Annotated in this window: 28 protein-coding genes and 1 pseudogene; 16 read left to right on the forward strand and 13 right to left on the reverse strand. The window is 68.9% G+C overall.

Features of this window, described 5'->3' with window-relative positions; genetic code table 11:
- Position 1 precedes the first annotated feature (1 nt).
- The 3 genes from DEJ46_RS27305 to DEJ46_RS40115 all read right to left on the reverse strand — a co-directional run bounded on the left by DEJ46_RS27305 (position 2) and on the right by DEJ46_RS40115 (position 3,198).
- Complete coding sequence (locus DEJ46_RS27305; protein WP_150270504.1) at positions 2-2,257, reverse strand: DUF6571 family protein; 2,256 nt, start codon at positions 2,255-2,257, stop codon at positions 2-4.
- A gap of 12 nt (positions 2,258-2,269) precedes the next feature.
- A complete protein-coding gene (locus DEJ46_RS27310) occupies positions 2,270-2,713 on the reverse strand; it encodes a hypothetical protein (protein WP_150270506.1) in 444 nt (147 codons plus the stop codon).
- 158 nt (positions 2,714-2,871) lie between these two features.
- The gene (locus DEJ46_RS40115; RefSeq protein WP_223835504.1) at positions 2,872-3,198 is read right to left on the reverse strand and encodes a hypothetical protein; all 327 of its coding nucleotides are present in this window, start codon (positions 3,196-3,198) and stop codon (positions 2,872-2,874) included.
- On the opposite strand from DEJ46_RS40115, the pseudogene DEJ46_RS40550 reads away from it, so the two are divergent.
- The 3 genes and pseudogenes from DEJ46_RS40550 to DEJ46_RS27325 all read left to right on the forward strand — a co-directional run.
- Positions 3,125-3,277, forward strand: a pseudogene (locus DEJ46_RS40550) (sodium-independent anion transporter); the annotation flags it as partial. The gene DEJ46_RS40115 and the pseudogene DEJ46_RS40550 overlap by 74 nt on opposite strands.
- Positions 3,278-3,472: 195 nt before the next feature.
- Positions 3,473-4,138: a terminase large subunit domain-containing protein gene (locus tag DEJ46_RS39310; protein ID WP_190623355.1), complete on the forward strand. Its 666-nt coding sequence runs from the start codon at positions 3,473-3,475 to the stop codon at positions 4,136-4,138.
- A 383-nt stretch (positions 4,139-4,521) separates the two neighbouring features.
- Positions 4,522-5,106 carry a hypothetical protein gene (locus tag DEJ46_RS27325; protein WP_150270508.1) on the forward strand — a complete coding sequence of 195 codons (585 nt, stop codon included), beginning with the start codon at positions 4,522-4,524 and terminating at the stop codon, positions 5,104-5,106.
- A gap of 57 nt (positions 5,107-5,163) precedes the next feature.
- Here DEJ46_RS27325 and DEJ46_RS27330 read toward each other — a convergent pair whose 3' ends face one another.
- A complete protein-coding gene (locus DEJ46_RS27330) occupies positions 5,164-7,104 on the reverse strand; it encodes an FG-GAP-like repeat-containing protein (protein WP_150270510.1) in 1,941 nt (646 codons plus the stop codon).
- A 526-nt stretch (positions 7,105-7,630) separates the two neighbouring features.
- Between DEJ46_RS27330 and DEJ46_RS27335 the strand changes: the two genes are divergently transcribed.
- Entirely contained in the window at positions 7,631-8,296 is a 666-nt protein-coding gene (locus tag DEJ46_RS27335; protein ID WP_190622917.1) for a hypothetical protein, read from the forward strand.
- A gap of 11 nt (positions 8,297-8,307) precedes the next feature.
- Positions 8,308-8,568 carry a Uma2 family endonuclease gene (locus tag DEJ46_RS27340; RefSeq protein WP_263411760.1) on the forward strand — a complete coding sequence of 87 codons (261 nt, stop codon included), beginning with the start codon at positions 8,308-8,310 and terminating at the stop codon, positions 8,566-8,568.
- 332 nt (positions 8,569-8,900) lie between these two features.
- Here the strand turns inward: DEJ46_RS27340 and DEJ46_RS27345 are convergent, their stop codons facing one another.
- From DEJ46_RS27345 to DEJ46_RS40120, 3 genes are read right to left on the reverse strand one after another with little or no spacing between them, the layout of a single operon-like run.
- Positions 8,901-9,425 (reverse strand): hypothetical protein, encoded by a 525-nt coding sequence (locus DEJ46_RS27345; RefSeq protein ID WP_150270512.1) that lies wholly within the window; start codon positions 9,423-9,425, stop codon positions 8,901-8,903.
- Complete coding sequence (locus tag DEJ46_RS27350; RefSeq protein ID WP_150270514.1) at positions 9,422-10,888, reverse strand: hypothetical protein; 1,467 nt, start codon at positions 10,886-10,888, stop codon at positions 9,422-9,424. Before DEJ46_RS27350 ends, DEJ46_RS27345 begins: the two co-directional genes overlap by 4 nt.
- 31 nt (positions 10,889-10,919) lie before the next feature.
- Entirely contained in the window at positions 10,920-11,189 is a 270-nt protein-coding gene (locus tag DEJ46_RS40120; protein WP_223835554.1) for a hypothetical protein, read from the reverse strand.
- Positions 11,190-11,729: 540 nt separating this feature from the next.
- On the opposite strand from DEJ46_RS40120, the gene DEJ46_RS27360 reads away from it, so the two are divergent.
- The 4 genes from DEJ46_RS27360 to DEJ46_RS40125 all read left to right on the forward strand — a co-directional run bounded on the left by DEJ46_RS27360 (position 11,730) and on the right by DEJ46_RS40125 (position 15,334).
- Complete coding sequence (locus DEJ46_RS27360) at positions 11,730-12,317, forward strand: hypothetical protein (protein ID WP_150270516.1); 588 nt, start codon at positions 11,730-11,732, stop codon at positions 12,315-12,317.
- A gap of 754 nt (positions 12,318-13,071) precedes the next feature.
- The gene (locus DEJ46_RS27365; RefSeq protein WP_150270518.1) at positions 13,072-13,302 is read left to right on the forward strand and encodes a hypothetical protein; all 231 of its coding nucleotides are present in this window, start codon (positions 13,072-13,074) and stop codon (positions 13,300-13,302) included.
- 477 nt (positions 13,303-13,779) lie between these two features.
- A complete protein-coding gene (locus DEJ46_RS27370) occupies positions 13,780-14,331 on the forward strand; it encodes a Uma2 family endonuclease (RefSeq protein WP_150270520.1) in 552 nt (183 codons plus the stop codon).
- 820 nt (positions 14,332-15,151) lie between these two features.
- Positions 15,152-15,334, forward strand: a complete 183-nt coding sequence (locus DEJ46_RS40125) for a hypothetical protein (RefSeq protein WP_223835135.1) — start codon at positions 15,152-15,154, stop codon at positions 15,332-15,334.
- A 332-nt stretch (positions 15,335-15,666) separates the two neighbouring features.
- On the opposite strand, the gene DEJ46_RS27380 is transcribed toward DEJ46_RS40125, so the two are convergent.
- Positions 15,667-16,500: an NAD(P)H-binding protein gene (locus DEJ46_RS27380; protein WP_150270524.1), complete on the reverse strand. Its 834-nt coding sequence runs from the start codon at positions 16,498-16,500 to the stop codon at positions 15,667-15,669.
- Positions 16,501-16,585: 85 nt separating this feature from the next.
- Here DEJ46_RS27380 and DEJ46_RS27385 point away from each other — a divergent pair, with 85 nt between their 5' ends.
- Positions 16,586-17,182, forward strand: a complete 597-nt coding sequence (locus DEJ46_RS27385) for a TetR/AcrR family transcriptional regulator (protein ID WP_150270526.1) — start codon at positions 16,586-16,588, stop codon at positions 17,180-17,182.
- Positions 17,183-17,317: 135 nt separating this feature from the next.
- On the opposite strand, the gene DEJ46_RS27390 is transcribed toward DEJ46_RS27385, so the two are convergent.
- Positions 17,318-17,863, reverse strand: a complete 546-nt coding sequence (locus DEJ46_RS27390) for an RBBP9/YdeN family alpha/beta hydrolase (protein ID WP_150270528.1) — start codon at positions 17,861-17,863, stop codon at positions 17,318-17,320.
- 123 nt (positions 17,864-17,986) lie between these two features.
- Between DEJ46_RS27390 and DEJ46_RS27395 the strand changes: the two genes are divergently transcribed.
- Positions 17,987-18,442, forward strand: coding sequence for an Lrp/AsnC family transcriptional regulator (locus DEJ46_RS27395; protein ID WP_150270529.1), 456 nt, complete (start codon positions 17,987-17,989; stop codon positions 18,440-18,442).
- Positions 18,443-18,574: 132 nt separating this feature from the next.
- Here the strand turns inward: DEJ46_RS27395 and DEJ46_RS27400 are convergent, their stop codons facing one another.
- Entirely contained in the window at positions 18,575-19,159 is a 585-nt protein-coding gene (locus tag DEJ46_RS27400) for a TetR/AcrR family transcriptional regulator (protein WP_150270531.1), read from the reverse strand.
- 118 nt (positions 19,160-19,277) lie between these two features.
- Here DEJ46_RS27400 and DEJ46_RS27405 point away from each other — a divergent pair, with 118 nt between their 5' ends.
- The 5 genes from DEJ46_RS27405 (at position 19,278) to DEJ46_RS27425 (ending at position 23,149) form a co-directional block, all read left to right on the forward strand.
- Positions 19,278-20,147 (forward strand): alpha/beta fold hydrolase, encoded by an 870-nt coding sequence (locus DEJ46_RS27405; RefSeq protein ID WP_150270533.1) that lies wholly within the window; start codon positions 19,278-19,280, stop codon positions 20,145-20,147.
- Between the two features lie 528 nt (positions 20,148-20,675).
- The gene (locus tag DEJ46_RS27410; RefSeq protein ID WP_150270535.1) at positions 20,676-21,164 is read left to right on the forward strand and encodes a hypothetical protein; all 489 of its coding nucleotides are present in this window, start codon (positions 20,676-20,678) and stop codon (positions 21,162-21,164) included.
- A 160-nt stretch (positions 21,165-21,324) separates the two neighbouring features.
- Positions 21,325-21,786: a hypothetical protein gene (locus tag DEJ46_RS27415; protein ID WP_190622919.1), complete on the forward strand. Its 462-nt coding sequence runs from the start codon at positions 21,325-21,327 to the stop codon at positions 21,784-21,786.
- 47 nt (positions 21,787-21,833) lie between these two features.
- Positions 21,834-22,379 carry an RNA polymerase sigma factor gene (locus tag DEJ46_RS27420; RefSeq protein ID WP_150270537.1) on the forward strand — a complete coding sequence of 182 codons (546 nt, stop codon included), beginning with the start codon at positions 21,834-21,836 and terminating at the stop codon, positions 22,377-22,379.
- A gap of 41 nt (positions 22,380-22,420) precedes the next feature.
- Positions 22,421-23,149, forward strand: a complete 729-nt coding sequence (locus tag DEJ46_RS27425; protein WP_150270539.1) for a hypothetical protein — start codon at positions 22,421-22,423, stop codon at positions 23,147-23,149.
- 10 nt (positions 23,150-23,159) lie between these two features.
- Here the strand turns inward: DEJ46_RS27425 and DEJ46_RS27430 are convergent, their stop codons facing one another.
- From DEJ46_RS27430 to DEJ46_RS27440, 3 genes are all read right to left on the reverse strand, one after another.
- Complete coding sequence (locus tag DEJ46_RS27430) at positions 23,160-23,840, reverse strand: GAP family protein (protein ID WP_150270541.1); 681 nt, start codon at positions 23,838-23,840, stop codon at positions 23,160-23,162.
- Positions 23,841-23,858: 18 nt separating this feature from the next.
- The gene (locus DEJ46_RS27435; RefSeq protein WP_150270543.1) at positions 23,859-24,275 is read right to left on the reverse strand and encodes an SHOCT domain-containing protein; all 417 of its coding nucleotides are present in this window, start codon (positions 24,273-24,275) and stop codon (positions 23,859-23,861) included.
- Between the two features lie 117 nt (positions 24,276-24,392).
- Entirely contained in the window at positions 24,393-25,829 is a 1,437-nt protein-coding gene (locus DEJ46_RS27440) for a DUF2252 domain-containing protein (RefSeq protein WP_150270545.1), read from the reverse strand.
- Between the last annotated feature and the right edge of the window lie 115 nt (positions 25,830-25,944).

A 25,944-nucleotide genomic window follows, 5' to 3' on the forward strand; every position in this document is an offset into this window, starting at 1 on the left:
GTCACTTCCTCGTTCGCAGGGCCGAGTAGGCGTCCTCGCGGCCGGTGATGAAGCTCTGCTGCGCCTCACCCTTGGCGTGCTCGTGCGCCTCGGTTCCCTGGACGCCGCGGGTGCTGCCCCAGGCGTCCATCAGTGCGTTCGTGCCACCGATGCCCGCGGTGGTCGCCCTGCTGTCCTTGGACCTGGCCACGTCCTCCGCCGCGGCGGAGACGTCCTTGGAGTACTCGTAGGTGGCCGCGTCGACCATGCGCTGGATCGGGTCGCCCACCACCGGGATCTGGGTGAACAGTCCACCGACACCGTGGTACGTGTAGCGCATCGCGTCGTTGAGGTTGCCGATCTTGGTGTCGCGGTCGTCGAGGATCATGTCGGACCCGATCGCGGTCATCGCCCCGTACACCTCGCCGACGTTACGAGCCTTGTTGTCCCAGTCACCGACGACGTTGTTCTGCTGGTCCCCCTCGGCGCCCCGTGCCGTGGAAAGGTACTCGGCCGAGTACAGCTTCTGGTTCTCGTACAGGAGGTCGTAGACGAGGACGGGTTCGCCTCCGGGGGTCGTCCCGTACGCCGCGTCGGAGACGCCGCGCATGACCCGGAGCAGACTGTGCTTGTCGTTGGTGATGCTGGAGTCCTCGCCGTTCGCTTTGATCCCGGAGCTGTCCCCGGGGCCGTCGCCCCTGAGAATCGCGTGGGTATCCATGGTGTAGTCGGCGAGAGCGCGCCCCAGGGGTGCCTTCAGGTTCTGCTCGATGGCGTCGCCCTTGTCGTCCTTGTCCAGGACGGTGATGGTCTCCTGCATCACCCGTGCCTGGGCCTCGGAGTGCTGGTCGAACGCGGCCCCGGCGGAGTTCGGCTCCCGCCCGGTGGTGGCGGCTTCCAGCGCCGCGCCGAGACCGATCCGGCTGGTGTAGTCGTCATAGGTGGCGACTCCGTACCCGGTGATGACGTTCTTGGGCCACTCGCGGGAGTCGTCACCGCTGCCGAGGAGGTACTTCAGGTGGTCGTTGCCGACGTGGTCACCGGCCGGCCCGTTGCCCTGCGGGTCGAAGAACGCGGTCGCCGCCTCCGGGTTCTTGCTCATCACGCCGAGGAGGCCGTCGATCGGGTCGCTCTCGATCCCCTTCTCCTCCCAGCCGCCGCCCCACTTGGTGAAGATGCCCTCGTGCTCCTTCTCGGCTGCGATCAGGTCGTCACCGAGCTGGTAGAGGAACTGGTCGTCGTAATCGGCGTCGGCGTGCTGCATCATGCTGACGAACGACTGGTAGCCGTGGAGCGGCTGGGTGTTGGAGCCGAAGTTCTTGGTACCGGACTTGTCGAGGCTCTCGGTCCACTCCTTGTAGAACCTGCCGTCCGGGCTGTTGAGCCACTCGTTGAACTTCTTGGACCCCGGGGGCATCTCGGAGGTCTTCCCCGGCACCTGGGTCGCTCCGGCCACCGTGTTGGCAAGCCCCCGCTCCAGATCCTGGTGTTCCTTGCTGTTCAGCTTGTTGGAGAGCTTGATGGTCCCGTCCGTACCCAGACCGGCGAGGAAAGTCTGACTGAACGCCTTGTTGCCGGCGTTGTCCCGGAAAGAGCGGTTCAACTCGGCGTAGTCGGCTGCGGAGACCTTCTCGCCACTGTTGATTCGGGTGGCGATGTCCTGGGCCTTCTGGGCCTCGTAGAGCTCGATGTCACCTACCGCGGCGCCGTTGAAGCCGTACTGCTGGTTGGGCAGACCCGGGATGACGCCCTTGTTCCCGCCGGCCGCCTGGGTCAGAGCCAGCTTCGCCCCCTGGTCGGCATCGTCCACCGCCTTCACCGCTGTATCGATTCGGCGCGTCCACTCCGTCGCCGCGTCGTAGCGCTTGCGCTGGAACGCCGGGTAGTCCGGATCGTTCCTGGAAGACTGGTACTTGGCGGAGTCCCATGTCGCCTTGCCCTGGCCGTCGACGATCATCTCGTCCGCCTGGGCCTGGGTGACAACGTCCTTGACGGCCTTGACCAGCGTCACGAACTGGGTATGGGCGTCCCGGAGCAGCGAGGCAATGGCCTTGGCCTCCACCTGCGCGGCCGCGTACTGCTTACCGGTGGCGGCGAACTGCCCCGAAGCGGTGTTCGCACTCAGCCCCAGCCAGACACCGTCCTCGGCGACCGACTGGACCGAGTTCTTGTAGTCGGTCTCCAAGGTGTGGAAGCTCGTCGCCATCTCGTCCCACTTGCCCGCGGCCGTGGTCAGCGGCGTGAGATCAATCGTGACGACATCCTGGTACGTCAGCATCAATTCCCTCGCTTACTTGGCGTACGGGCCCTGCGGGCCGCCGGCAGGCGGCTGGAGCAGCCACTGATGCTGCAGCCTGGTCTCGAATCCCGTGAATCCCGTGCGCGTGCCCTGCAGCGCGGACTTGTCCGCGTCCAGCCGGGCCTGGAGCGACTTGACCTGCATTGCCCATTGCTCATGCGCGCTCCTGAGACCCGCGCTCGTCGCCCAGGACGTGAAGGCCGTCTCCGCCGCATTCGTGGACTCGTCCGCCGCGATCCCCGCCTTCTGCGTCTCAGGCTGCAGGCGCGTCTCCAAGGCCTTCACCGCGGCGGCCTTCCCCGGATCGTTCGTCCGGAGGTTCGGCTGCCCCGAACCGCCCCCCGGGGAAGCCGCCGTGGAGTTCAGCCTCGTCGCGGAGTCCTGACGCATGGCCGAGTCCTCCCGGACCTGAGCCCATTCCTCGTCGAACGACACCAGTTCCCCCTTCGCCACTGTTGCCCCGCCCGCCACCCTACCCATAGCCCCTCGAACGCAGGGGCGGGAACGCCCGTAAGCGAATCGAGACCCCCGTCGTCGCCTGTCGGTTCAAGCTGCACATGAACAGCTGCATGGAAGTGCAGCCGAAGGCGCGGTCAGGACCGGGCTGCCGGGGCTTCACGTTCCAGGCGTGCACCCAGGGTGGCGGAGAAGCCCTCCGCGCGGGACAGCTGGACACGCAGCTTCTCCACCTGCTCGGAGGCGGCCTGCTGGTACTCGCGCACGCGCTCCAGCAGGGCCTCCCGCTCGTCGGCACCCGGGCTGTCCGACCCGAAGGTCTGACGCACCGAGGTTCTCGCCGGTCTGGTCGTCGCGCTCGCTCTGGTCCCCGGGGCGATCTCGTTCTCGATCATCGCCGGGGTGGATCCGGCGACCGGTCTGTTCGCCTCCTTCACCATGGCCGTGGTGCTCTCCGTCGCCAGCGGCCGGCGGGCGATGATCTCCGCGGCGACCGGTGCCGTCGTCCTGGTCATCGCGCCGCTGAACCGTGAGCACGGTCTCGGCTACCTGATCGCCGCCGTCATCCTGGCCGGCGTCTTCCAGGTCATCCTGGGCGCGCTCGGGGCCCCGGCTCCTCGGCCTCGACATGCCCGTCCGCACGGAGCTGTCCGGCCCGGACGGCGGACCGGTCCAGGTCGAGGCCACCATGGCGGCCGGGCTGGAGAAGCGGATCGCGCTCACCGACCCGGACGCCGAGTGGCCGCCCGGGACACCGCGAGCATCGTTGCCCGCCACAAGACGCTCCCGCCCGCACGGCACCGTTCCATCGTCCGTGCCTCCCCTGAACTGCGCGCCGAGCTCGTACGCGCGGAACGTCAGCTCGCCATGGACCGTTCCCCGGGCGCGCTCGCTGCCGTGCTCCCTGGCGGACAGGAGATGCAGGCCCGCCACCTAGACCTGATCGACCGCGCGTTCATCGGCATGGCCGAGGGCCGGTGCGACCGAGTCATGCTCACCATGCCCCCGCTGCACGGCAAGGGAGGCCGACGAGCCTCGCGCTGGGCCCCGCTGTGGTACCTGCGGCGCAACCCCGGCCACCACATGATGGTCGCCAGCTACTCCGCCGACCTCGCCGACGACCACGGCCGGTGGATCCGAGACGCCATCCTCACCTGGGGCGACGACCTCGGCCTCCAGCTCAAGCCCGGCAGCCAGGCCGTCAACCGCTTCGACATCGTCGGCGGCGAAGGCGGACTCCTCGCGGCCGGCCTCGTCGGCGGCCTGACCGGACGAGGCGCGCACATCGCCATCGTCGACGACCCCGTCAAGGACATGGCGGACGCCGACTCCCCGACCATGCGCAGACGCGCCTGGGACTGGTGGACCTCCATCATCCAGACCCGACCGGTGCCATATGCCTGATCCAGACCCGCTGGCACGAAGAGACCTCGCCGGGCGCATCCTCGCCACCGAGCGCGACGCCTGGCGCGTCATCGGCCTCCCGCACTCGCCGGCAGCCCGGACGATCCCCTCGGCCGCGCACCGGGGGGAGGTCTTGTGGCCCGAGCGGTTCAGCGCCGCTTACCACGCCAAGACCCGCAAGCGCGTCGGCGAACGCGTCTGGGACGCCTTGTACATGCAGAAGCCGCGCCCGCCCGCAGGAGGCGTGTGGCAGCGCGACTGGATCGACAACGCCCGCATCAACGCTGTGCAGTTATCCGGCTTCGACATCGCGCGCGTCATCGTCGCGGTCGACCCCCGCCGGCGGAGAGGGCACCGTCGGGAACGGGACCGGCATCGTCGGCGTGGCCCGCGACTTCGACCGGCAGCTCTACGTGCTGGCCGACCGGTCCGGCTCAATGGGCGCCGACGACTGGGGCCTGACCGCCTGCCGCCTGGCCCTCGAACTCAAGGCCGACGCCGTCGTGGTGGAGAAGAACTACGGCGGCGACATGGCCAAGCAGGTGGTCACCCAGGCGTGGGAGCAGCTACGCAGGGGCGGCGTCACCGAGGGCCTGCTCATGCCCGTGATCCTGGAGGTCACCGCGAAGGTCGGCAAGCGGCTCCGCGCGGCGCCCGTGGCCCAGCTGTACGAGCAGCAGCTCGCCCACCACGTCGGCGGGTACACCGAGCTGGAAGATCAGATGGTCACCTGGGTCGAAGGCATGGACGGCCCGGACCGCATGGATGCCGCCGTCCACGGGCTCACTGAGCTTGCCGATCCGGAACAGCTCGACACCCTCCGAGTCGTAACGACGGTCGCTTCGACGGACGCAGGTGACGCCTGCAGCACAACGCACGGTAGGGAGGCAAAGACGTTCGGGAGTTACGTGCCGAGGTTACCCAAGGCACCTGCCGGTTCAGCATGGCCTAGGGAGGTCCGAAGATGACCACGAGAGCCGGCCGCGGGCGTTTGCGCGCGCGGCCGGCAGGAGGGGTCTGTCAGATCAGAAGAGGTTGCCGAGCCAGGCTCGCTGTTCGACCGAGTCGGACTGTCGTGGGGCGAGGGGCGTCTTCCACTGGCCGGTTCCCCGGTAGACGTACAGGACGGTCTCGTCCGTCATGTACCCGTTCGACGCGAGGAGGTCGTTGCGGCCGTCCGCGTCGACGTCGCCGATGCCGATGATCTCGTCGTATGTGTTCCAGCCGCCGCCGATTCGTGTCCGGGCGGCGAAGGTGCCGTCGCCCTTTCCAAGGTAGAGCCAGAGGACTCCGGTCCTGTCGCGGGCGACGAGATCACCAGCGCCCGCGCCGGCGAGGTTGCCGGTGGCGGTGATCTGGTTGTAGACGCCCCAGCCGCCACCGACCTTCTTGCGGGTCGCGAAGGGGGTCTGGGGGTTGCCGGTGGAGCGGTAGAGCCACAGCACGCCGGTCTTGTCGGTGGCCAGGAGGTCGGGGCGGCCGTCGCCGGTGACATCGGATCCGGCCGCCAGCTGGTTGTAGATGCCCCAGCCGCCGCCGATCCGGGTGCGCGGGGCGAAGGGCGTCTTGTGGCCGCTCTTGCCCTGGTAGAGCCACAGGACGCCGCTCTTGTCACGGGCGACGGTGTCGCCGGCGCGGGTCCCGCCCAGGTCGCCGGCGGCGAGGATCCGGTCGTACGTGTTCCAGCCGCCGCCGATCGGGAGCTCGTAGGGCGACTCGTACGCGTCGAGGCTCCATATCTGCCGGATGTCGTACGACGAGAGAGTGCCGTCCCAGTGGCGGGCGAGGACGTCGGGGGAGCCGTTGTCGTCGAAGTCGTGCGGCCGCGGGGCGCGGGAGAGGGTGAAGGAGCCCTTGCGCTCGACTGGCAGGCCGACGCCGTTGGCGGGCGTGGCCGTCATCGTCCAGGTGTAGGCACCGTTGAACGCAGGAAGGCCATCCTTGTACAACCCGTCCCAGGTGAGGGAGTGGGCGGTGACACTGTCGCGCGGCTCCTGGGCGATCTTGACGGTCCGGCCGGACGCCGTGTGCGTCAGTGTCAGGGTCGTCCTGGCGTTGAAGCGGCTGAGGGTCCAGCCGGCGTTCAGCTTTCCGCCCGCTCGGTCGAAGTCGAACGTGCCCGTCGGCGGCAGGTTCTCCTTCACCACGGCGAGCGCGGTCGGCCGGTCGAAGGCGCGCAGGAGGGTGGCGATGGGCTTGCCGGTGGCGGGGTCCTGGGCGATCCGGTACAGGCCTTCGCCGTGGGCGAGGGTGCCGCCGAGGACGAGCAGGCTCCCATCGGGGCTGTTCGCCACCGAGGCCGCGTGGTCCAGCAGCGGCACGTCCGACGCGCCGTTCACTGACCTCGCGGTGAGCGGGGTGTACGGGTGGGGCGAGGACGCGGTGCCGCCGCCCGGCTTGACCAGCGTCACCCAGTCGCCCACGTGGTGCACCGTCAGGTCGTGCGTCTGCCGGGGCAGCAGCGGGGTGGTGGCCACCGGTGCGTCCGTGGCGCGGGAGAGCACCTGCAGCTGCGGGTTGTCCCCGTACGGGCCGAGCACCCAGGTCAGGTGGTTCGGCGTCACGGCGACCGCGGTGTGGTTCGCCTCCGGGAGGAAGTAGTGGGACGCGGTGATCGTCCCGGTGGCAACGTCCACCGTGCTGAGACGGGCCCGGTAGTAGCCGTTCTGTATGGGCTCCCCGTAGGAGACGGCGAGGCTGTCCGGGCCGGAGGAGTAGCTGAAGTACGGCCTCGAACCCTTGGCCAGGTCGAGCTTGCGGTCCCTGGCCTGGCCGTTCTCCCCCTGGGAGACGAGGTGGAGCTCCTCGGCGCCGCCCGCGGTGGCCGTCATCAGCAGCGACCTGCCCACGACACGGTCCAGCGTGTAGCGGGAGGCGGTGGTGTTGAACGCCGAGGTGTCGATCATCACCGGCCCCGCCGTCCCGCTCATGTCGGTGAGCGTGAACACGGCCCCCTTCTGGGACACGACCAGATCGGTGCCAGCGCTCCCCCAATGGGACCCGGCCGGCAGCACAGTGGTGACACCGTCCGACAGACGCGTCCAGCGGTGCACAGCCGTGCCACCGGTCCCGGTACGGCTGAGCATGCCTGTCTTCCCGGCGCTGAGCAGCACGGAATCGGCGGGTATGGCCAGCGGCGCGACCGCGTCTGCCGTCATCCCGGGCCCCGACTCGGCTGTAGGGGCCGCGAACGACGGAGTGCTCAAGGCACCTGTGCTCAAGGCGACCACGAGGGCAATGGCCGGGCTGAGATGTTTCAAAGGTGGGACCTCCTGTGCTGCGGTGTGGGGGACGTTCACATCACTCACACCAGACTTGTAACAGCCGTTCAAGGTTGTACGGATTCGTATACAGGGCTGCCTGAAGTCGGTTCGGGCCAGGCTCATGCCCCGTACAGTCCTGGGATCCGGCCGTCCGTTGCGTCTGGTGAACGGGAACCGAACGAGTTTCAGATCACCGGACGCGGAGGTGAGTGACTAGACCGCGAGACCAGTGACTGCACAGCCTTGCGGCCTCGGCCGTGTCCTGACGGTCTGGCAGCCCGGTTGGCCCAAGGCCGACCACGCCACTCAGCCGTCGGTCGAATACGCGTACAAGATCTCCAAGACGCAGGCCAACGCCGTCACCACAAAGACGCTCAAGCAGAACGGCGAGTACCGCGTCACACACACGCTGTACGACGGCCTCTTCCGCGAGCGTCAGACGCAGGCCCCGGCCTACGGCACCACCCACACGGTCCTGACCGAGACCCGCTACGACACCCGCGGCTGGGCCTGGAAGAACTTCGCCGCCTACTACGGCGACGTCGCTCCCTCCACCACCCTCTACACCGCGAAGGAGGAGAACCAGGTCAACAACGTCACCAAGAACACCTACGACGGCCTGGGCCGCGTCACCAAGACGGCCTCCTACTACCTCGGCGACTTCAAGTGGGAGACGAACACGGCCTACGACGGTGACCGGGTCACCGTCACGCCGCCGAAGGGCGGAACGGCCACCACGAAGGTGACCGACGCGAGGGGCCGCACGACCCAGCTCACCCAGTACGCCGGCGCGGGACAGACCCAGCCGCAGACCACGACCTACACCTACGGCAAATCCTGCGCGAGGACGCGCAGAAGCAGGGCAAGCGCTACAGCTTCGAGGACGTCCTGCTGATCGCGGAGGTGGTGTCCGTCTCCTCCGCGCGCAAGGACTACGGCGACTGCACCGCCAAGTACGGCCGCTACGGCATCCCCGTCTACCTCGTGGTGGACCCGTACGCGGCGGAGGTCGTCGTCCACACCCAGCCCACCGGCAGCGGCTACATCGCGGCGCACACGCACAAGTACGGCACCGGCAAACTCCCCATCGACCTGGCCGACGGCCGCACCTTCACCCTCGACCTGGACGAACTGCCCCGACCCGAACCGGAGACCGGCGCGCGCTGAGGGGCTCGCCGCCGGCGGCCGGGAATGAGCCGCCGTCTCGGCGGCGGATGGATTACGTAGCGTGACCGCCCGCTGAGTGTGCCTGGCGGGGTCTGTAGGGCCTTGAGCAGGCCCACAGAGTGATGGCGAGCCGCAGGGGGTGGAGTCGACCCGAGATTCGCGGGCGCGGGGGAGCGTGGCGACCGCGGTGCAGCGAACGCTGCACGGTCCTCGATCGAGCGGGATCGAAGGGGGACGTAGTCGGACGCAGGTGGGCGGGTAGGCCGGGACGATACGCAGGGTCTGTCGTTCGGGCACGCGGGCGTAGCTTTTCGGTGGCCTCACTGAAAGCGTCAGTAGGCCGCCAGGTAGACCCGCACGCGATTCTCGGTGACCTCGCCGATGTGGATCTCGATGCCCTGGATATGGCGCCGCCTTGAGTCGCCGACGCAGGGCGGACACGCACTTGTCGTCCGCACGCTCTTGAGCTCTTGCGGTGGGGTGAGCCCGAGGTGTTTGAACCCGTCTCCGCTCAGCGACGAGGAGGACGGGCTTTCCACGGCCAAGGGGTAGTCGGGGTGCAGGTCCTTGGTGATCGCCTCCGCGGCCTGCTCGCTCGTGACGAAGGACAGCAGGTAGACGTTCTCCTGTGGCTGGACCCGTACGGCCCCCTTTACCTCCGTTGCCCCCTGGGGGACCTGGATCTTCATGAATGCCGCCGACTCTTCGGCATCTGCTCCCTTCTTCCAGCTGGGGGAGGGAGCCGTGCGCGTGGCGTGGCCCGAGGGAGCGGATGTACAGCCGCCTAGTGTCAGCCCTGCGGCGAGAGTGGCGGCCGAGGCCAGCAGGAGGGCTCGCGCGGTGCGGCGGAGCTTCATCGGTTCTTCTCCTCGCCTCGGGACACGTCGCCCCGGGTGCCTTCGCGTCCCTGGTCCTCTGGAGTGGTGGTCGGGGGTGTGGAGCTGTTGAGATCGTGGTGGTAGGTGGAGCTGCTGCCCTGCATGTCGAATTCCTGGGCGAACCCCACCTTGTGCAGCCGGCCCATGTCGCCGTCCGAGATATTGATGAGGCCGTCGGCGAAGGGTGTGGACTTGCCGGGGTCCCAGTTGTAGCGGTCCCAGACGTTGACCTGGTAGTCAAGTGAGACCTTGGGTGCGCCGCCGTGAGCGTCCGGGGTGACGGTGACGAACCCGGAGACGTTCTGCGCGTGGGCTCCCACCGCGTGGAACCACTCGTCGCTCTGCAGGTTTGTGTGCCTGGTCCTGCTCTCGACCGGGACGACCACGGTCCTGTCGCCTCCGGCCTCGTGGAACTCGTTCAGTGCCTGCTGCCGCCAGGCGTCCTGGTTCGTACCGACATGTTTGTTCTCGATCTTTGACCGGAAGTCGGAGTCGTCGGCCAGTATCCGGTCCACGTCGAGGTCGAGTGTTTCGCCTGTGCCCCGCAGGTAGTGCAGCATGTTGCGGGAGGCTCCGGTCTCTCCGATGGCGTCGCCGGCCGTCGCGATTGCCAGGGCTCGGGCGTGGAACCAAAGGTCCTCGGGGGTGGGCTCTTCCGCGTCGAACCGTCCGGAGCCGGGGTCGGCGGAATGCCACTGGTACCGCGGGTCCATGATTCCGGCGGATCGGAGTTCGTCGCCCGTCTCCTTCAGCAGGATGCCGCGGGTGACCGGGCCGAGGCTCTGCCACCAGGCGGGGATGTCCTTGCGGTCCTTGGGCATGTTGGCGGCCTTGCCGGCCTCCTCCAGGGACGGATAGGGGCTGTCCTGGGGGTTCCGGTTGAAGCCGTTGAAGGTGCCGTCTATGGGGTCGGAGTCGAGGACGGCGGCATCGAGGGCCACGCGGATGCCGTCGTCGGCGTCGGTGACCGCCTTGACCGCTTGGACGAGCTTTTCGGCCCACTCGTTCGCCTGGGTACGGGCGGTCTGCTGGAAGTCGGGGTCGTGAGCGAACGTCGTACGTTCGCTCTGCGTGAGCTGTGCGGTGTCGAAGGCGACGGTGCCCTGGTCGGAGACGCGCATGCCCGCCTTGACGGCGTCGTCACGGATCGCCTTGACCCGGTTGCGCAGGTCGGTGAGCTGCGTGTGCGCGTCACGGAGGACGCCGGCGACGGCCTTCGCCTCCTTCTGCGCTCCCTGTAGCTCCTTCAGGGTGATGGTGAACCTGTCGTTGGCTGCCTGGGCGCTCAGGCCGATCCAGGACTCGCCGAGCGAGATGCCGTGGACGTCCTTCTCGTACCGCTCCTCCAGCGTCTTGAACCTGGTGGCCATTTCCTCCCACTTGCCCGCGGCGGTGGTGAGTCCGGACAGGTCCGTCGTCAGGACCTCGTGGTATGTCGGCATGTCTCCCCCTCTCCTGGAACCAGTCGGCCGGTCAGATGCCGTTGATCCGCGACTGCCGAGCCAGGCGCGCGGTGGTGTCGAGTTCGTTGTTCTGGAAGCTGATTCCGGTCGCGCTCAGAGCCTGCTTCTCCGAGGCCAGGCGGCCGAGCAACATCCTGACCTGCTTCTCCCAGGTCTCCTGCGCCCTCTTCAGCGCGCTGGACGTGTCCCAGCCGTGGCCGTCCTTCGGCCCGAACTCCTTGACCGCCGCGTTCGTGCTCTCGGCGGCGTGCTTGCCGTCCCGGGTGACCCCCGGCTCCACGTCCTCGCCGCCGCCTTCTTGGCCGCCGGGCTGGAAGCCATGTCCGGCCTGCCGACGCCTCCGCCTCCCGCTCCTGGGGCAACCTGGTTCAGTCGCATCGACGCTGGCTGCTGGGCGGCCGTGCCCGCTTTGATCTGCTCCCATTCATCCCAAGCCATGAATCTCCCCCGCTGATAGTCCCTCAAGTAACTTACGGAACAGAATCGCGCACAGAGAGTTTGATCTGGCCGACGTTGATGGGGTGGCTGAATCACCCCCCCAGCTACCGCACGCTTCCGAAGCGGTGCGGGTGGGAGTCCAGGGCCCGGGCGCCCCTCGCTCGCAGCGCTTCGCGCGGGGAGCGATCAGCCGAGCCCGGAGTATCCGGCCATGTGCGGACTGCGGTCACGGTACGGACGACCTGGAGAGCGGATCTGGCCACTTCGGGTGATCGCGTGGTCCGGATCCGGTTGGTCCTGCCCGGCGCCGACTTGTGACTGGTTAGGGTGATCACCTTCCCCGCACCACGGTGTAGTCCTACCGAAACCACAAGGAGTAGCAGTGCGTCCGCAGTTGCGCGTGTGGCCCGTGGTGCCGCTTGCCGTTCTGGCGACGGCGTGTGCCGCGTCCGGCCAGCAGCCGGCCACGTCTGCGAAGCCGAGTCCCGGGCAGCACGTGGCCGCGGCGCCCGTCAACACCGCTGGAGTGAAGGAGGGCTCCGTCTGCGAAGCCACACTCACGGAGGCCCAGCAGAAGGCCATCGGTGTGTGGGAGGCGGAGCCGATGTCAGGCAAGGGTGAGGTCAGCTGCTACTTCTCCATGACCCCGGACGAGGACAACCCAGCCGGGTACGTGGTCTCCGTCTTCAGGAACGAGGAGGCCCTGCTGGGGACCGCCGACGGCACGGACCCCAGCCCCACGAAAGCTGTTCCGGTCATGGTGAAGGGACGCGGTGCGGCACGGCAGGTCATGTACGGCGACGACTGGCGGGCGTCGCTCACGGTGGACATCGGCGCCGGTCAGTTCCTCTTCGTCGAGAGGTACTCGCCGGCTCACGTGGTGACCGAGCGGGACCTCAACGCTCAGGCACGCAAGGTGGCCGAGCAGGCGTTGGCGAATCTGGAGAAGGCGGGCGCCGAAGGCGCGTGACAGTCTGCGAGCCGTGCCCTCGGCGGTGGGCAGCGGAGCCGCCTAACAGCAGTCAGGAGCGTCCGTGATCTCGTTGGCCAGGGCTACAGCGTCCGCGTCAGGCACGCGCTCACGGCGCCCTGGCCCGTGCTTGCCGTAGAGCAGGCGGTCCGCCAGCCGTTGCCGGGCCACAGTCGGCGTTTTCTGGCCCCATTTTTAGGAGTCGCTGTCGCAGAACTGGTGGGCAAGGGCGACGTTGTTCAGAGTGTCACTACCGCCTGCCACGATCTCGAGGAGGTGATGGACGCTCGGGGAACAATGGTGCGGCGGTCTGAACTCGCGGTTCACCGCGCTGTGACAGATCACGCAGCGCCACCCGTCGCGGTCCCCGACCTCTACCAGCGTGTATCTCTCCCGCGGGCCGTTCTCCCGCATGCGCTGGGCGCGCCGGCGATTCTGCCGTCGCTTGATGGCCCTGTGACGCTCCGCCTTCCGCTCCTCCTCTGTGAGACGGGACCATCGGTTCTGATCAAGCACGTCGAATGTCCACTGACCGGGACGTCCCCCGCTGACCTCGATGACATGGCGACGCACTTCGCGGTTCCGCTCGTCCCCTTGCACCGTGGTGGGGCGTTCTTGGCTCATGGGTCTCATTCTGCGCGTGCGGCCGTGACCGCCCCCCCCAGCACGGCAGCAGGATCACTCAGCCGACTCGTTGACACGCCCTGCTGCCCACCTGGCAGGCATCGGGCTTCCAGATGAGCTCTCACGTGTCGTGTTGCAGCTGCGCCCCACGGCGACGTGGCCTGCCGAGCTGGACCTTTTGGCCCTGGTTGAGGTCGGCACGCCTGCCGACCCCGGCTCGGTCGCCGCCGCGTTCCTGGAGGCGATGGACCCGCTGGAGGTGGAGCGCGCGGCGTTCGGGCGGATGGATTTGGAGAACGTGCCGGGCGAGGGGACAGCGGCGGTGCTGCGGCAGCTGGTGGCGTGGGTCCGTGGCGCTTGAACTGTCGGGAGTGCGGCGCGTCGTGGATGGGATGCTCGACGACGAGGTCCGACCGTGGTGGGATCCGGATGGTCACCGGCGAGGAACCGCACGAGGAAAGCGGGGAGCTGAGGACCGGCGGCGGTGCGGTTGTGCCGCTGGGGGTGGGGGCCGGGGGGCGAGGTGCGTGCGCCAACCCGCCCCCAGCCCGGCCGGCGCCCCGTTCCTGGAGGCGCTGGACCAGCTGGAGGTCGAGCGAGCTGTCCTCGCGCGGGCGGCGGAACGGCGGCGGTGTTGCGGCAGTCGGCGGAGGGGGACATCAAGGGCCACGGCCACGGAGCCTCGAGCGGACAGCGACGGTTCGGGTTCGGGGCGAGGTCCGCGACGCTCCTGCCCGGATCATGGCCCTCGAATCCACGTGTCTCCAGATTGCCGGTGATGCTCGCTGCTGACGCGTGTTTCGACCGTATTCTGGGAGGCGACGGGAAGGAGCCGCTGATGAGCGTCGAGGCGATCATGCACACCGAGTTCCCCGAGGGATACACGGTCTTCTTCGGTGCCGACGGGAAGGTGATCATGACCCCGCAGAGCCTGGAGCACTCCAGCACGATCCGCTCGATGCAGATCGACACGCTCGCTCTGGGGCGCCATGCGAAGGTGACCTCCGACGTGTACATCGACTTCCCCGCCGACGAGAACTCCGCCCCCGATCTCGCGATCCTCCGCGAGGACGCGCAGAAGCAGGGCAAGCGCTACAGCTTCGAGGACGTCCTGCTGATCGCGGAGGTGGTGTCCGTCTCCTCCGCGCGCAAGGACTACGACGACTGCACCGCCAAGTACGGCCGCTACGGCATCCCCGTCTACCTCGTGGTGGACCCGTACGCGGCGGAGGTCGTCGTCCACACCCAGCCCACCGGCAGCGGCTACATCGCGGCGTACACGCACAAGTACGGCACTGGCAAGCTCCCCGTCGATCTGGCCGACGGCCGCACCTTCACCCTGGATCTGGACGAGCTGCCCCGACCTGAATCGGAGACCGGCGTGCACTGAGGGGCCTGTGCCTGGGACTGCCGGAAGGCTACGTACCGTAACCAGCTTCCTGAGGGGTACTCGGCCGGTGTGTGGACAGTCCGTAGTGCTGGTCCCGCGACTGCGAGACCACGGGTGGGCAGAGCTCGACTGGTCTTCGGGGTGCGTGGGAGTGGGGAAGCGGTGGTGCAGCGAACGCTGCACCACCCCGCGGGCGAGCGGGATCGAGGGGGACGCAGCCGGATGGATATGTCCGGCCTTTTGGCATCGTCGCAGGTGAGACGCGTCACTGAAATGGGTTCGAGTCCCACCCGCCCCACCGAAGAAAAACGTTCTGGCCTGCGGAGACGCCCCTGGAGGGGTGTTTCCGCGTGCAGCGGTCGCCTCGCGTCGGTGCTGCGAAACGGGCGTCCCCGGCCTGTCCGGCTAGGTCTGCACCTTCTTGACCTGGGGGTTCGGGTGGAGCGTGGATATCAAGACGCTCGATGATCCCACGGCGATCCCACGGCTCCTGGATGTGACACGCCGCACACTGCACCGAATTTCCGCGTGCCCTCACGGCACTCCATCGGCCAGGAAGAGCGGTCACGGGCGCTGGGCGTCATGCCCTGCCGCGTGCAGAGTTTCGTCGGCTACCAGCACCTGAATGCCGAGGTCGCCCTACGGGGTCCTCTGGGGCGTTCCGCACCGAGGCCGGCACTCTGATGCCGGTGTGGTGGTTCACGCGAGAACGAGGGCCGGTGTTCCCGCAGGATGTACGGGATGCAGCCGGCTCGGCAGCTGGTGCCAGTCGCTAGATCCACGGGACACCGGACACTCCCGCAAGCAGTACCGGTTCGGTGTGAACGTGCGGGTCATCGCCAACATCTGTCGTCAGTCCGACGAAGACGTGGCACAGCTGGAACTGGTCTGCCTGGAGCTGACATCAGACCCCGCCGAGAGCGTTCGAGGGGAAGCGGCCGCGATCCTGCTGCAACTCCGACCGTCCATCGAGGACGGGCCGACGAGCACGCGAAGCTCCTGACGGTGCGCGGACCGCGTGCGCGCTGGGAGGATGCGGTACAAGCTGTGGGCCCCTTGATCTTGTTCGGAACAAGGGGCCCGACCGGTCTTTCGAAGGGGCAGGCTCAGAGGAGCCGCTCCCGGGACGTTCCACTCCAGCCGTACCGCACGGCGTATCCATGTAATGCAGCAGGGCACGGTGCGTCCCGTGGAGGAGCTGTCCGGCCGTCATCGTGCCCGCCTCCTCGTGGAGCCGGTCAAGTCGTCGTGCGGTATTGACTGCACGACGCCGCGCCGCGTCTGCGAGCACTCCGTCAGTGCTCGTGGACGTCCCGATCGTGTGCGCGCCGTCGGTCACGCGAAGGCGGCGGCGTTGCGCTTGGCCCAGTCGGCGAAGGTGGTGGCGGGGCGGCCGAGGATCCTCTCGACATCGGGGCTGACGGTCTGCTCGCGCGGGGTGGGGGTGCCGATGATGTCGAGGGTGGTGTCGGCGACCGGGGCGGGCATGAAGGTGAGCATCTGGGCGCGGGCCTCCTCTCGGGTCTGGTCGATGAAGGTGACCTGCTCGCCGATGGCCTTGGTGATGGCAGCGGCGCGCTGGAGCGGGGTGGTCGAGGCGGGGCCGGTGAGTTCGTAACTGGCCTTGGCGTGGCCGGGCCGGGTCAGGACGGCGGCGGCCACGGCGGCGATGTCGTCGGGGTCGATGGCAGGGAGGCCGACATCCCCGAAAGGCGCGGCGACTGTCCGGCTCGCCTTGACCGAAGGCGCCCAGGCGTAGGCGTTGGAGGCGAAGCCGCCCGGGCGCAGGATGGTCCAGTCGGTGCCGGAGTCCATGACGGCCTGTTCGTAGGCGGCGAAGGCCTGTCCGTGAGACAGGGAGTCCGGGCGGGTGACCACACCCTGTGAGGACAGCAGGACGATCTTGCCGTAGTTCGTGAATGGAGCGACAACGGTGGTGGGGTCGCCGGTCATCATGAGGTCTCCACCGACGAGCAGGAAGACCGCATCAGCCGTGGCGGGTAGGCCGGCGACCGGCCGGGCGAGGTCGGCGGTGACGGCACGCACGCCGGGCGGGGCATCGGCCTGGGTGATACGGCGCGAAACCGCGGTCACCTCGTGTCCCTGCTCGGTCAGCAGGCGGACGAGCGTACGGCCGACATTTCCGGTGGCGCCAGTGACAACGATCATGAGGGGTCCTCGAATCAGAACTTTTAGTCAGTCGGCTAACTGACTTGGGGGAGCGTAGCACTCGCCGGGCCGTATAGTTAGTCGGGTGACTCACTCGCAGCAGTCTGTCCGTGCCCGAGTCGCCGGCGCGAAGCGGCAGCGACTCGTGGAGGCCGCGGCCGACGTCGTCCACCGGCAAGGCGCCGAGCGCACCACCATCGCCGACATAGCGCGCGCGGCCGAGGTGCCCGTGGGCAACGTGTACTACTACTTCAAGACCAAGGACGAACTCGTCGCCGCGGCACTGTCCGAGCACGAGCGACACCTGAACCTGCTCATCGGCCACCTGAGCCAGCTCACCGATCCTCGTGAGCGCCTCAAAGGCCTGATCGAAGGCTGGGTGAGTCAGCGTGACCTCGCCGTCCGCTACGGCTGCCCGACCGGCACTCTCGCTGTGGAGCTGGGAAAACGCGACCAGGGTGGCCTGGACGTCGAAGCGGGCAGGGTCGTCCGGCTCCTGCTGACCTGGGTGGAGGGTCAGTTCCGCGAGCTCGGCCAGCCGGAGCCCGAGGGCTTGGCCCTTACCTTGGTGGGTGCCTATCAGGGCATGTCCTTGCTGGCCAACGCCCTGCGGGATCCGGGGGTAATGGACCGTGAGGGCGCTCGCTTGACCGCCTGGATCGACTCCCTTGAGGCCGCCTGAGTCTCGTGCCGTACCAGGAGGTGAGGGGCCGCGAGGGCGCCGAGCGTCTTGCGCGGGCAAGGTGTCCCGACGGGCTTTCCGTGCAGGGTGAGGACCGGCATCGCAGCGGAGGGCCTCCGTGCCGGATGAGTCACCTCAGCAGTCGACGAGTCCGCGCAGGAGTTCCAGACCCGCCCGCCAGTCACCGAGGTTGCTGTCGGAATTGATGTGGCCGTGGCCTTCGATGAGGTGGCCTTGTGCCCGCCACCCGTGCGCGAAGGAGGCGGACGTCTTCCGGTCGCAGTAGGGGTCGTCGTCACTGGCCACCATCAGGCTCGGGCACGGCAACGGGCGAGCGGACAGGCTCAGGAACGTCGGAGCGGCCGCGCGCGGGAACGCCGGTCCTCGGGGATCGGGAGGCGCAACCAGGAACGCCACCACCGTGTCGGGGCGCGCCTGCTCCAGCCAGTGTGCGGCTGCCCAGCATCCAAGACTGTGAGCCACCAACGCCACCTGGTCGTCACGCCGGGAAGCGACCTCGTAGGCGGTCTGGATCGCTGCACACCAGTCCGGCAGGTCCGGCCCGGTCCACGAGGCCGGCGCGATCCGGACCGCTGAGGGCCCCCATCGCTTCTCCCACACGCTCTGCCAGTGCCGGTCATCCGAACCGTCGATCCCGGGAATGATGACGTACGCGACCATCGTCTACCGCCCTACCAATCGTGGCTCCCGTGCCTCGCCGGGACGCCCTGGGGCGATTCTCGACGGATCATCGCCAATGGTCGGGCTCAGCAAGTGATCTCAAAGAAAGTGGGGGTGACAACGATGGAATCACTCGACGAGATCGACCGTGCCATCCTGGACCTGCTCCAGGCCGACGGCCGGCTCACCGGAGCCGAGGTCGGACGCCGAGTCGGGCTGTCCCAGCCGGCAGCCGGCGCCCGCATCCAACGACTGGAGAAGAACGGGATCATCACCGGCTACCGCGCCGTCGTCGCCCCAGCCGCAGTCGGACTGAACATCCACGCCGTCGTTCGGCTACGCACCACCCACGCGCAGCTGACCCAAGCGCTCACCGTTGCCGCCCGGACTCCCGAGGTCGTCTCGACCCTCCGCGTGACCGGGGAGGACTGCCTGCTGCTCGATGTGTACTGTTCTCACGCCGAACGCCTTGAGCAGGTTGTGGACTCCCTCGCCCGCTATGGACCGGTCACCACGTCCTTGGTCCTGCGCAGCTACCCACCCAAGTCGTTGCCGATGGCACCGTCGACAACGCCCTGACCGGCTACAGCTGATGGTCAGGGCATGGAGGTCAATGGCCCGGCCGGTCTTGGTGGTGAGGCCGGCGACGAGGGCCGGTTGCCGCATGCGTTCGGGGCCGCTTCTTCACAAGCTCTGCACGGTGGGTGACTCTCACCCCTTGTAGGAGTCGATGAGCCGGGCCAGGTGCTCGCCCGCGACAGTCAGCGGTGTCTCGCTCTTGAAGACCTGTGCGGTGAGCTCGGCGCCTTCGAGAGTGCTGATGACAGTGGTGGCCAGGTCGTGCGCGTCGTCCTGCGGGAATCCGGCTTCGCGAAGCGTGTCTGCCACCATGTCCCGCCAGTGCTGGAAGGCTTGGGCGACGGCCTCCTCGATGGCAGGGACCCGCCCGGTGGTTTCCAGTGCGGTCGCGCTGATCGGGCAGCCGTCCACCCATTCGGAGTCGCGCAGGTGGCGGGCGAGCGCGCGGGCGCAGGCGGCGATGGCCTTCGCCGGGTCGGCCTCTCCGGACAATGACGCCGACAGCAGGTCGGCGAACTCCTGGTCGGCATGCTGGACCGCGGCCACGCCCACAGCCTGCTTGCCGCCGGGGAAGAAGTGGTAGACCGAGCCGAGCGTGGCCTCGGCCTCCTGGGCGACCTGCTTGATGCCGGTCCCCTCGTACCCCTGCCGCTGCATCAGCAGGGATGCCGCGCGGACGATGCGCTCCCGTGTGCCCGGCTGTGGTGTGTTCGCCATACGGCAGAGCCTACTGGATAGATCGTTCGTTCTAGCTTGTGGACCGCGCGAACGCCGTGCTAGCTTCCGACTAGTTAGAACGTTCTTTTTAGAAGTTCTCGGAGACGAGGAGCTGGAGATGGAACACAAGCGGATCATCGTCAACGGCCTGGACCTGGCCTACGTCGAAGCGGGAGAAGGGCCGCTCGCCCTGATGCTGCACGGCTTCGACACGCCCAGGCTGTACCGGTACCTCATGCCCGCGCTGGCCGAAGCGGGATATCGCGCCGTGGTCCCCACCATGCGGGGGTTCGCCCCGTCCCAGGTGCCGCCGGACGGCAGCATGCGCCTTCCCGACCTGATCGCCGACGCCAACGGCCTGCACGAGGCGCTCGGTGGCGGCTCCGACGCCGTCCTGATCGGGCACGACTGGGGCGGCTTCACCACCTGGGGCGCCGCCGCGGCCGCACCCGAGCGGTGGGCCAAGGTCGTCGTCAACGACGTCCCGCCCTTGGAGTTCTACGACCGCAACAGCGCGGATCCCGACAGGATCGAGCGGTACGTCCACTTCTACTTCTTCCAGATGGCCATAGCCGACCAGCTCGTCGCGGCCGACGACCTCGCCTACCTCGACTGGCTCTGGGACCACTGGACGGGGAACGTCCCCGGCTACGACTCCACCGAGGACCGCAAGGCGATGAAGGAGGGTCTCAACACGCCGGAGAGGCTCCACCTCGGCCTGGAGCTCTACCGGCAGAACTTCCCGGCCGCGACATTCGGCACCCCGGAGTGGGAGATGGCCGGCGTGCTGAACAAGCTGCCTTCCCAGCCCACTCTGTACCTCCACGGAACCGAGGACCCCGTGGTCGACGAGGCGACGCTCGCCGACATCGTCGCCATGCTGCCGCCGGGATCGGACGGCGCGATGATCGAAGGCGCCGGCCACCACCTCCTCGCCGAGAAGCCACAGGAAGTCAACCAGCGCATCCTCGCCTTCCTGGCCCGCTGACCACGCCCCTGCGGCGCAGATCGGCCATCAGCCGATGGTCGCCCTGCGCCGCGGGGAATCAACGAGGCTCCTGTGCACGTGAGTTGATACGTCGAACACCTCACTCAACGGCACAGGACCTTCGTGCGTTGCGGCACGTCTGCCCGAGCCGCTGCGAGGACTCGATGCCGATGCCCCGGCCGAGGGTGGGGACTTGCTTCACGCGCCGCACCAGATCTACCGGCCTGGTCGGACCGGGCTCATTCGGCGGGGATCCAGTCGGACCGAAGGCGAGTGCTACTGGCTGGTCAATGGCCGGACGGCGGACGAGTGGCCCATCGTGACGCGGGGGCGAGGCTGCCCGGAGCGGCGTCAGGTGGACACGTCCACACCCGAGTTCATCCATCACGTGGTGGCTGATCCGCAGTTCAGGCCCTTCTCGGTCGCCGCCCTGGTGCCGGAGCTCTTCTTCGCTCCCGCTCCGGGGAGTAGGTTCTGAGACCGTCGAGTCGGGGCGTGCCCCGCTGCCCGGAGTGACTGGAAGATGGCGTGAAGAACGACGTACTTCGCATCGGTGCGATCCTTGCGACTGCCGCCTCGGCGCTGCTCGGCTCGTCCGCCTGCGGGCCGAGCGGGCCGGCCCCTGTCCTTCCGGAGGCCGTGCATCATGCCGAACTGGTCGGCCGATGGGACGGGGCGCCGAAATGCAGAAAGCCGCTTCCGGTCGTTCGGCTGCGTGACGACTACGGCTTCTCCGTCAAGAATTTTCCGATCGAATGGGCCGGCCCCGGGCCGGACGACGACAAGGTGACGCGCCTCACGGTCGACGGGAAATGGCATGCGGTCAACAAGGACCCCGGCCTGACGCCGTATCTGGTGCTTCGTTTCGAGAATCGGAACGACCACCGTTCTCTGGCGTTCTACGTGGAGAACGGGGAGCTGCGGATGAGCGTGAGTGTCCCGGTGGTCGGGGAACCCGGCGTGTCCTACTCGTGCGCCTACAAGCGCACTTCCGCCGACCCCGACTTCGGCCGATAGCGGGTCTGCCCGAAGGTGTGGCGCTGATCACAGTGCTGACCCGTGATGATCCCGAGCCCGGTTCCGCTGGGTTCTTGGGAGGGCGTGGCGCATCCGCGGCCTCCCGAGGAACCAGGGGACCGGGGCAGCCGCACCGGTCCACACACGAGGGGTGGGACCGATGGACCGAGTCAGCCGCACGCTGCGGGCCGCCGACATGAGCCGGTGCGCCTCCGTGTTCGCCTCCCGCACGACCGTGAGGTCACGGCTTCCCCTCGACTTCTCCGCGGCCAGCCTGCGCATCGTCGACCGCGTGGTGGACGGTCTGCGGCAGGGAGCCGACGATCCGGTCGCCGTCGCGCCGGTCCTCCAGGAGCTCGGCGCGTACGTCGGCGAGGTGATCGTCCGGCAGGCGCGGGCCCGCTGGGTCGACTTCGACGACATGACCTCCGAACTCTTCCGTCAGCCGGTCGGTGTCCGGACGCCCGACGGACAGGCCTGGAACCCGCTCGGCAAGGTGGTCAACCGCTTCGAGCTGGGACCGGACGAATCCGCCCACGAGCTCTTCCTGCTGGTCCCGCGTCCTCCCAAGCCCCTGCCGCTCTCCCAGGGGGCCGACGGCCGGCGACTGACCGCCGCGTAGGGTGATGCGCCGGACAGCGGGGCGCAGCAAGACCGAGGGAAGATCATTTGAGGGCGGACGACGCCACTCTGCAGCACGCGGTGGAACGTGCGCAGAACGGTGACGACGAGGCGTTCGCCGACGCGTACCGGATCGTGCAGCCCGGACTCCTGGGATATCTGAGAGGACTGGTCGGCGACTCCGCCGAGGACGTGGCCTCCGACGCGTGGCTCGAGATAGCCCGCGACCTGGGGCGGTTCCGCGGAGACGGCGCGGGGTTCCGCGGCTGGACCGCGACCATCGCCCGCCACCGCGCGCTGGACCATCTGCGCCGTCTGCGCTCCCGGCCGCGTACGGCCCCCTTCGAGCAGGAGATCCTCGACCTGCCCTCACCACGGGAGACGGCGGGCGAGGCTCTGGAGGCGATGTCCACCGCCGAGGCCCTGGCCCTGGTCGCCGGGCTCCCACGGGACCAGGCCGAGGCGGTGCTGCTGCGGGTGGTCGTCGGACTGGACGGACCCGCGGCGGCGCGGGTGCTGGGCAAGCGGGTGGGAGCGGTACGCTCCGCCGCGCACCGCGGGCTGCGGCGGCTCGCGAAGGAGATGCTGGGATGACCGGGCTGACGGGGACGAGCGGGATGAGAGGTGAAGGCGGCATGCGGGAACACGACGACGTCGAGGCAGCACTGGCCGCTGCCCTGCGCCCCAGTGGCGTGGACGATGCCTCGGCCCAGGAGGCCGTCGCCGCGTTCCGCGCCGCCCGCGACACGGGCCTGCACGGGTCCCGGCGCACCCGACGTCGCGAGGACTGGCGTCCCGTACCGGAACGGGGCACGGGCCGCCCGCTGAGAACCGCGCTCGCGGCCCTCGCCGCGAGCCTGACCCTGGGCGGCGTGGCGTTCGCCGCGGCGGCGTCGCACGACTCCTTCGACGAGCCCGAGGTCCGCGTACCCGAACCCCGCAGCAGTACGACTGCTCCGGCGCCGTCACGGGAGCCCGCGAGCCCCGCGTCCGCGTCCCCGGCCCCGAGCTCACCGGCCCTTGAAGGAGCCCCCGCCACGCCCCGCGTCTCCGGCGATCCGGCCCGGTCGCCCCGGTCGAGCGAGGCCTTCTGCCGTACGTACGAGAAGTCCCTGGACAAGGACAAGGGTGAAGACAAGGGCAAGGCCGTGGCATTGGCGGCGGCAGCCCGGGAGCGTCTGATCGCCGCGGCCGACGGCAAGGATGTCGCGACCTACTGCGACTCCCTCCTGGCGTCAGCAGAGCCGCACCCGGCCGGCGGGAACGGAGCCCCCGCCAAGAGCCCCCTCGACACCCGCCCGAAGCCCGAAGCGGGTCATTCGGTCCACCATCCCCCCGCGCCCGTCGTCCGCCAGGGGAGATGAGGCGGACGGCTCAGCCCGTGAGTTCGTACAGGCTCCTGCCGACCAGCCACAGGCCCAGGAGGAGGCAGACGAGGACGATCGCCTGGTCCTTGTGGCGGGACATCCAGGAGCGCAGGCGTATCAGGTCGCGCTGCGCCTTCTCGGGCGCGAACACCATGTAGAGCTCCATCGCCAGCAGCGTGGAGGTGGCCAGGAGGCAGAAGCCGAGGAGGGCCAGGAAGGAGGACGCGTGGGAGAGGTCGGCCTTCACCACGGTGGTGGCCGCGGCGCTCACCATGCCCCAGGGCTGCAGGAGGACGGCGAGTCCGGCCGCCGACCATGCCGAGGGCCGGTTCATGCGGGACTTCATCGACTCCCCGGCGTCGTCCTCGGCGGACCCGGGCGGGGAGCCGGCCGCGGCGGCCGCGCGGCGGCGGCGCCGTCGGTGTTCGCCGTACCCGATCAGGCCCAGGCCGATGACCAGCATGGCCACGAGGCCCACGAACGAGGGCGGAGAGCGGGGCGCGGGCGGCTGTCCGCCCGTGAACAGCAGGACCATGGCGATCACGGCCACCAGGCAGGCGAGCCAGGCGAGGATGAAGGCCAGACCCTTGTACACCCCCCGGGGCGCGGACACGACCAGTACGAAGGCCATCCCCGGCAGCGGGTAGAGCGTGATGGCCAGGCCGATGACGACCAGGTCGAGGACCATGTACCCGCGCCCCGCGCGTCAGCCGGCGAGGACCTTGGCCTTGGCCTGGGCGAACTCGGCTTCCGTGATCGCGCCGCGGTCCTTCAGTTCGGCGAGCCTGGCCAGTTCCTCCGCGTGGCCGCCGCCCGTCCCGGCGGTCTCGCGCACGTAGGAGCGGAACTGCTCCTCGTTCTGGCGGACCCGGGTCAGCTCGCGTTCGCCCATGCTCTTCCCCCGGGCGATCAGGTAGACGAACACGCCCAGGAACGGCAGCAGGATGACGAACGCGGTCCACCCGGCCTTGGCCCAGCCGCCCAGCTCGTCGTCGCGGAAGATGTCGCCGATGATGCGGAACAGCAGCATGAACCAGAGGATCCAGAGGAAGATCATCAACATGGTCCAGAACATGTTGAGCAGCGGGTAGTCCACTGCCAGGTTCACCATCGAATCCTTCATGGCCGATCTCCTGCCGGTCGTGGCGGACCACGGCTGTCCGGTTCGGAAGCCTTGATCCGGTGGGACGAACTACCTTCAGAGTGCGCTGTGGCGGGGCCCGCCGCACTCCGGACGGCCTCAGGGTGTCGGCAGCTCCTCCGCGGGCAGCCGGCCCACGCGTACGGCGTCGAGCAGGGCCTGGTGGTCGCGTTCGTTCTGGTCGGCGTAGGCCTCCGCGAACGTGGCGAGCGCGCGGTCGAAGGAGTCGCCGCTGCCCAGGTACGCGGCGATCGCGATCCGGTCGCCGGACCGGGCGTGCGCGCGTGCCAGCGTGACCCCGCACAGGTCGCCGAAGGCCTCCATGTCCTTGGGCCGCATCCGCTCCGGCATCGCGATGCCCTTCCAGTCGCGCAACTGGCGTACGTAGAAGTCGCGGCGCCTGCCGTCGATCCCGTCCACGCGCTCCCAGCCGAGGAAGATGTCGCTGGTGGCCTGCATCAGCCGCTGGCCGGAGACCACGCGCTCACCCTGGTTGCGGTACGCGCTCGCGCCGACGAACGGGGCGAGCACCGAGGTGTCCGCCTCCTTGGCCTGGAGGAAGAGCGGGTCCTCGTCGTCCCGGCCGAGCAGCAGGAAGATCCAGCAGCGGGTGCCGACGCTGCCGACTCCCACCACCTTGCGGGCGACGTCCGCCAGCCGGTAGCTCGACAGGAGCGTGCGCCGGTCGGACTGCAGCGTGGCGCCGTACCGCCTCACCAGGTCGCGGAACTGTTCTTCGAGGGCGTTGCGCTCGAATTCCGGCATCAGATCGCCCGCGGGGACGAGCAGCGGGGGGTCCGCCGCGATCACGGGCCGGCCGTCGACCGTCTCGGTGAGCCTGTCGAAGGCCTGCAGGCTGTCGCGGGTGCGGGCCTTCGCCATGGCGCGGGCCAGCTTCTTCCGTCCGCGCTTGTGGAGTTGGTCCGTGGCCAGGGACTCCAGGCGGTCCGCGTCGATCTTCGCGTACCAGACGTCGATGGTGCGCATGTCCGCGAGGCGGATCATCGCCTCGCGGTACGCGCGGACCGTGCGCCTGACGATGCGGGCGCGCTCGGCGTCGTCGAAGCCGTTCGCCCGGGCGGCGATGACGAGGCTCGCCGAAAGCCGCTTGACGTCCCACTCCCAGGGGCCGGGGAGCGTCTCGTCGAAGTCGTTGATGTCGAACATCAGCCGCCGCTCCGGTGAGGCGAGGAGGCGGAAGTTCAGCATGTGCGCGTCTCCGCACAGTTGGGCCGTGAGGCCCGAGCGGGGAGTGCCGGCCAGGTCGGAGGCCATGATCGCCGCGGCGCCGCGGTAGAAGCGGAACGGGGACTCCGTCATCCGGCCGTAGCGGATCGGTACGAGCTCGGGGACCCGGGCCGACGACTGCGCCTCCAGGATCGTCAGCGGGTCGGGTCTGTCGGCGGACGGCCCGTACTCGGCGTGGCTCGAGCGCGGCGCGCGGCGCCGGGCCTTCCTGCCGAGCGCCGCGCGCTCCTTCGGCGTGGCATGGCGCGCCGCTGGCTTCGCCGTGGTCGCCTTCCTGTTCCGGGGCATCGGTACTCCTTCTGCCAGGTCTTCGTGCCGGCCGTGCCGTGGGAGTGCCCGGCGCGAGGGCCGGAGGTCCGTGGCCGCTCCGGTGGGGGTCGCGCCGGGCATCGGTGTCGGGGGA

It is taken from the genome of Streptomyces venezuelae, assembly GCF_008642375.1.
Taxonomy (GTDB): domain Bacteria; phylum Actinomycetota; class Actinomycetes; order Streptomycetales; family Streptomycetaceae; genus Streptomyces; species Streptomyces venezuelae_G.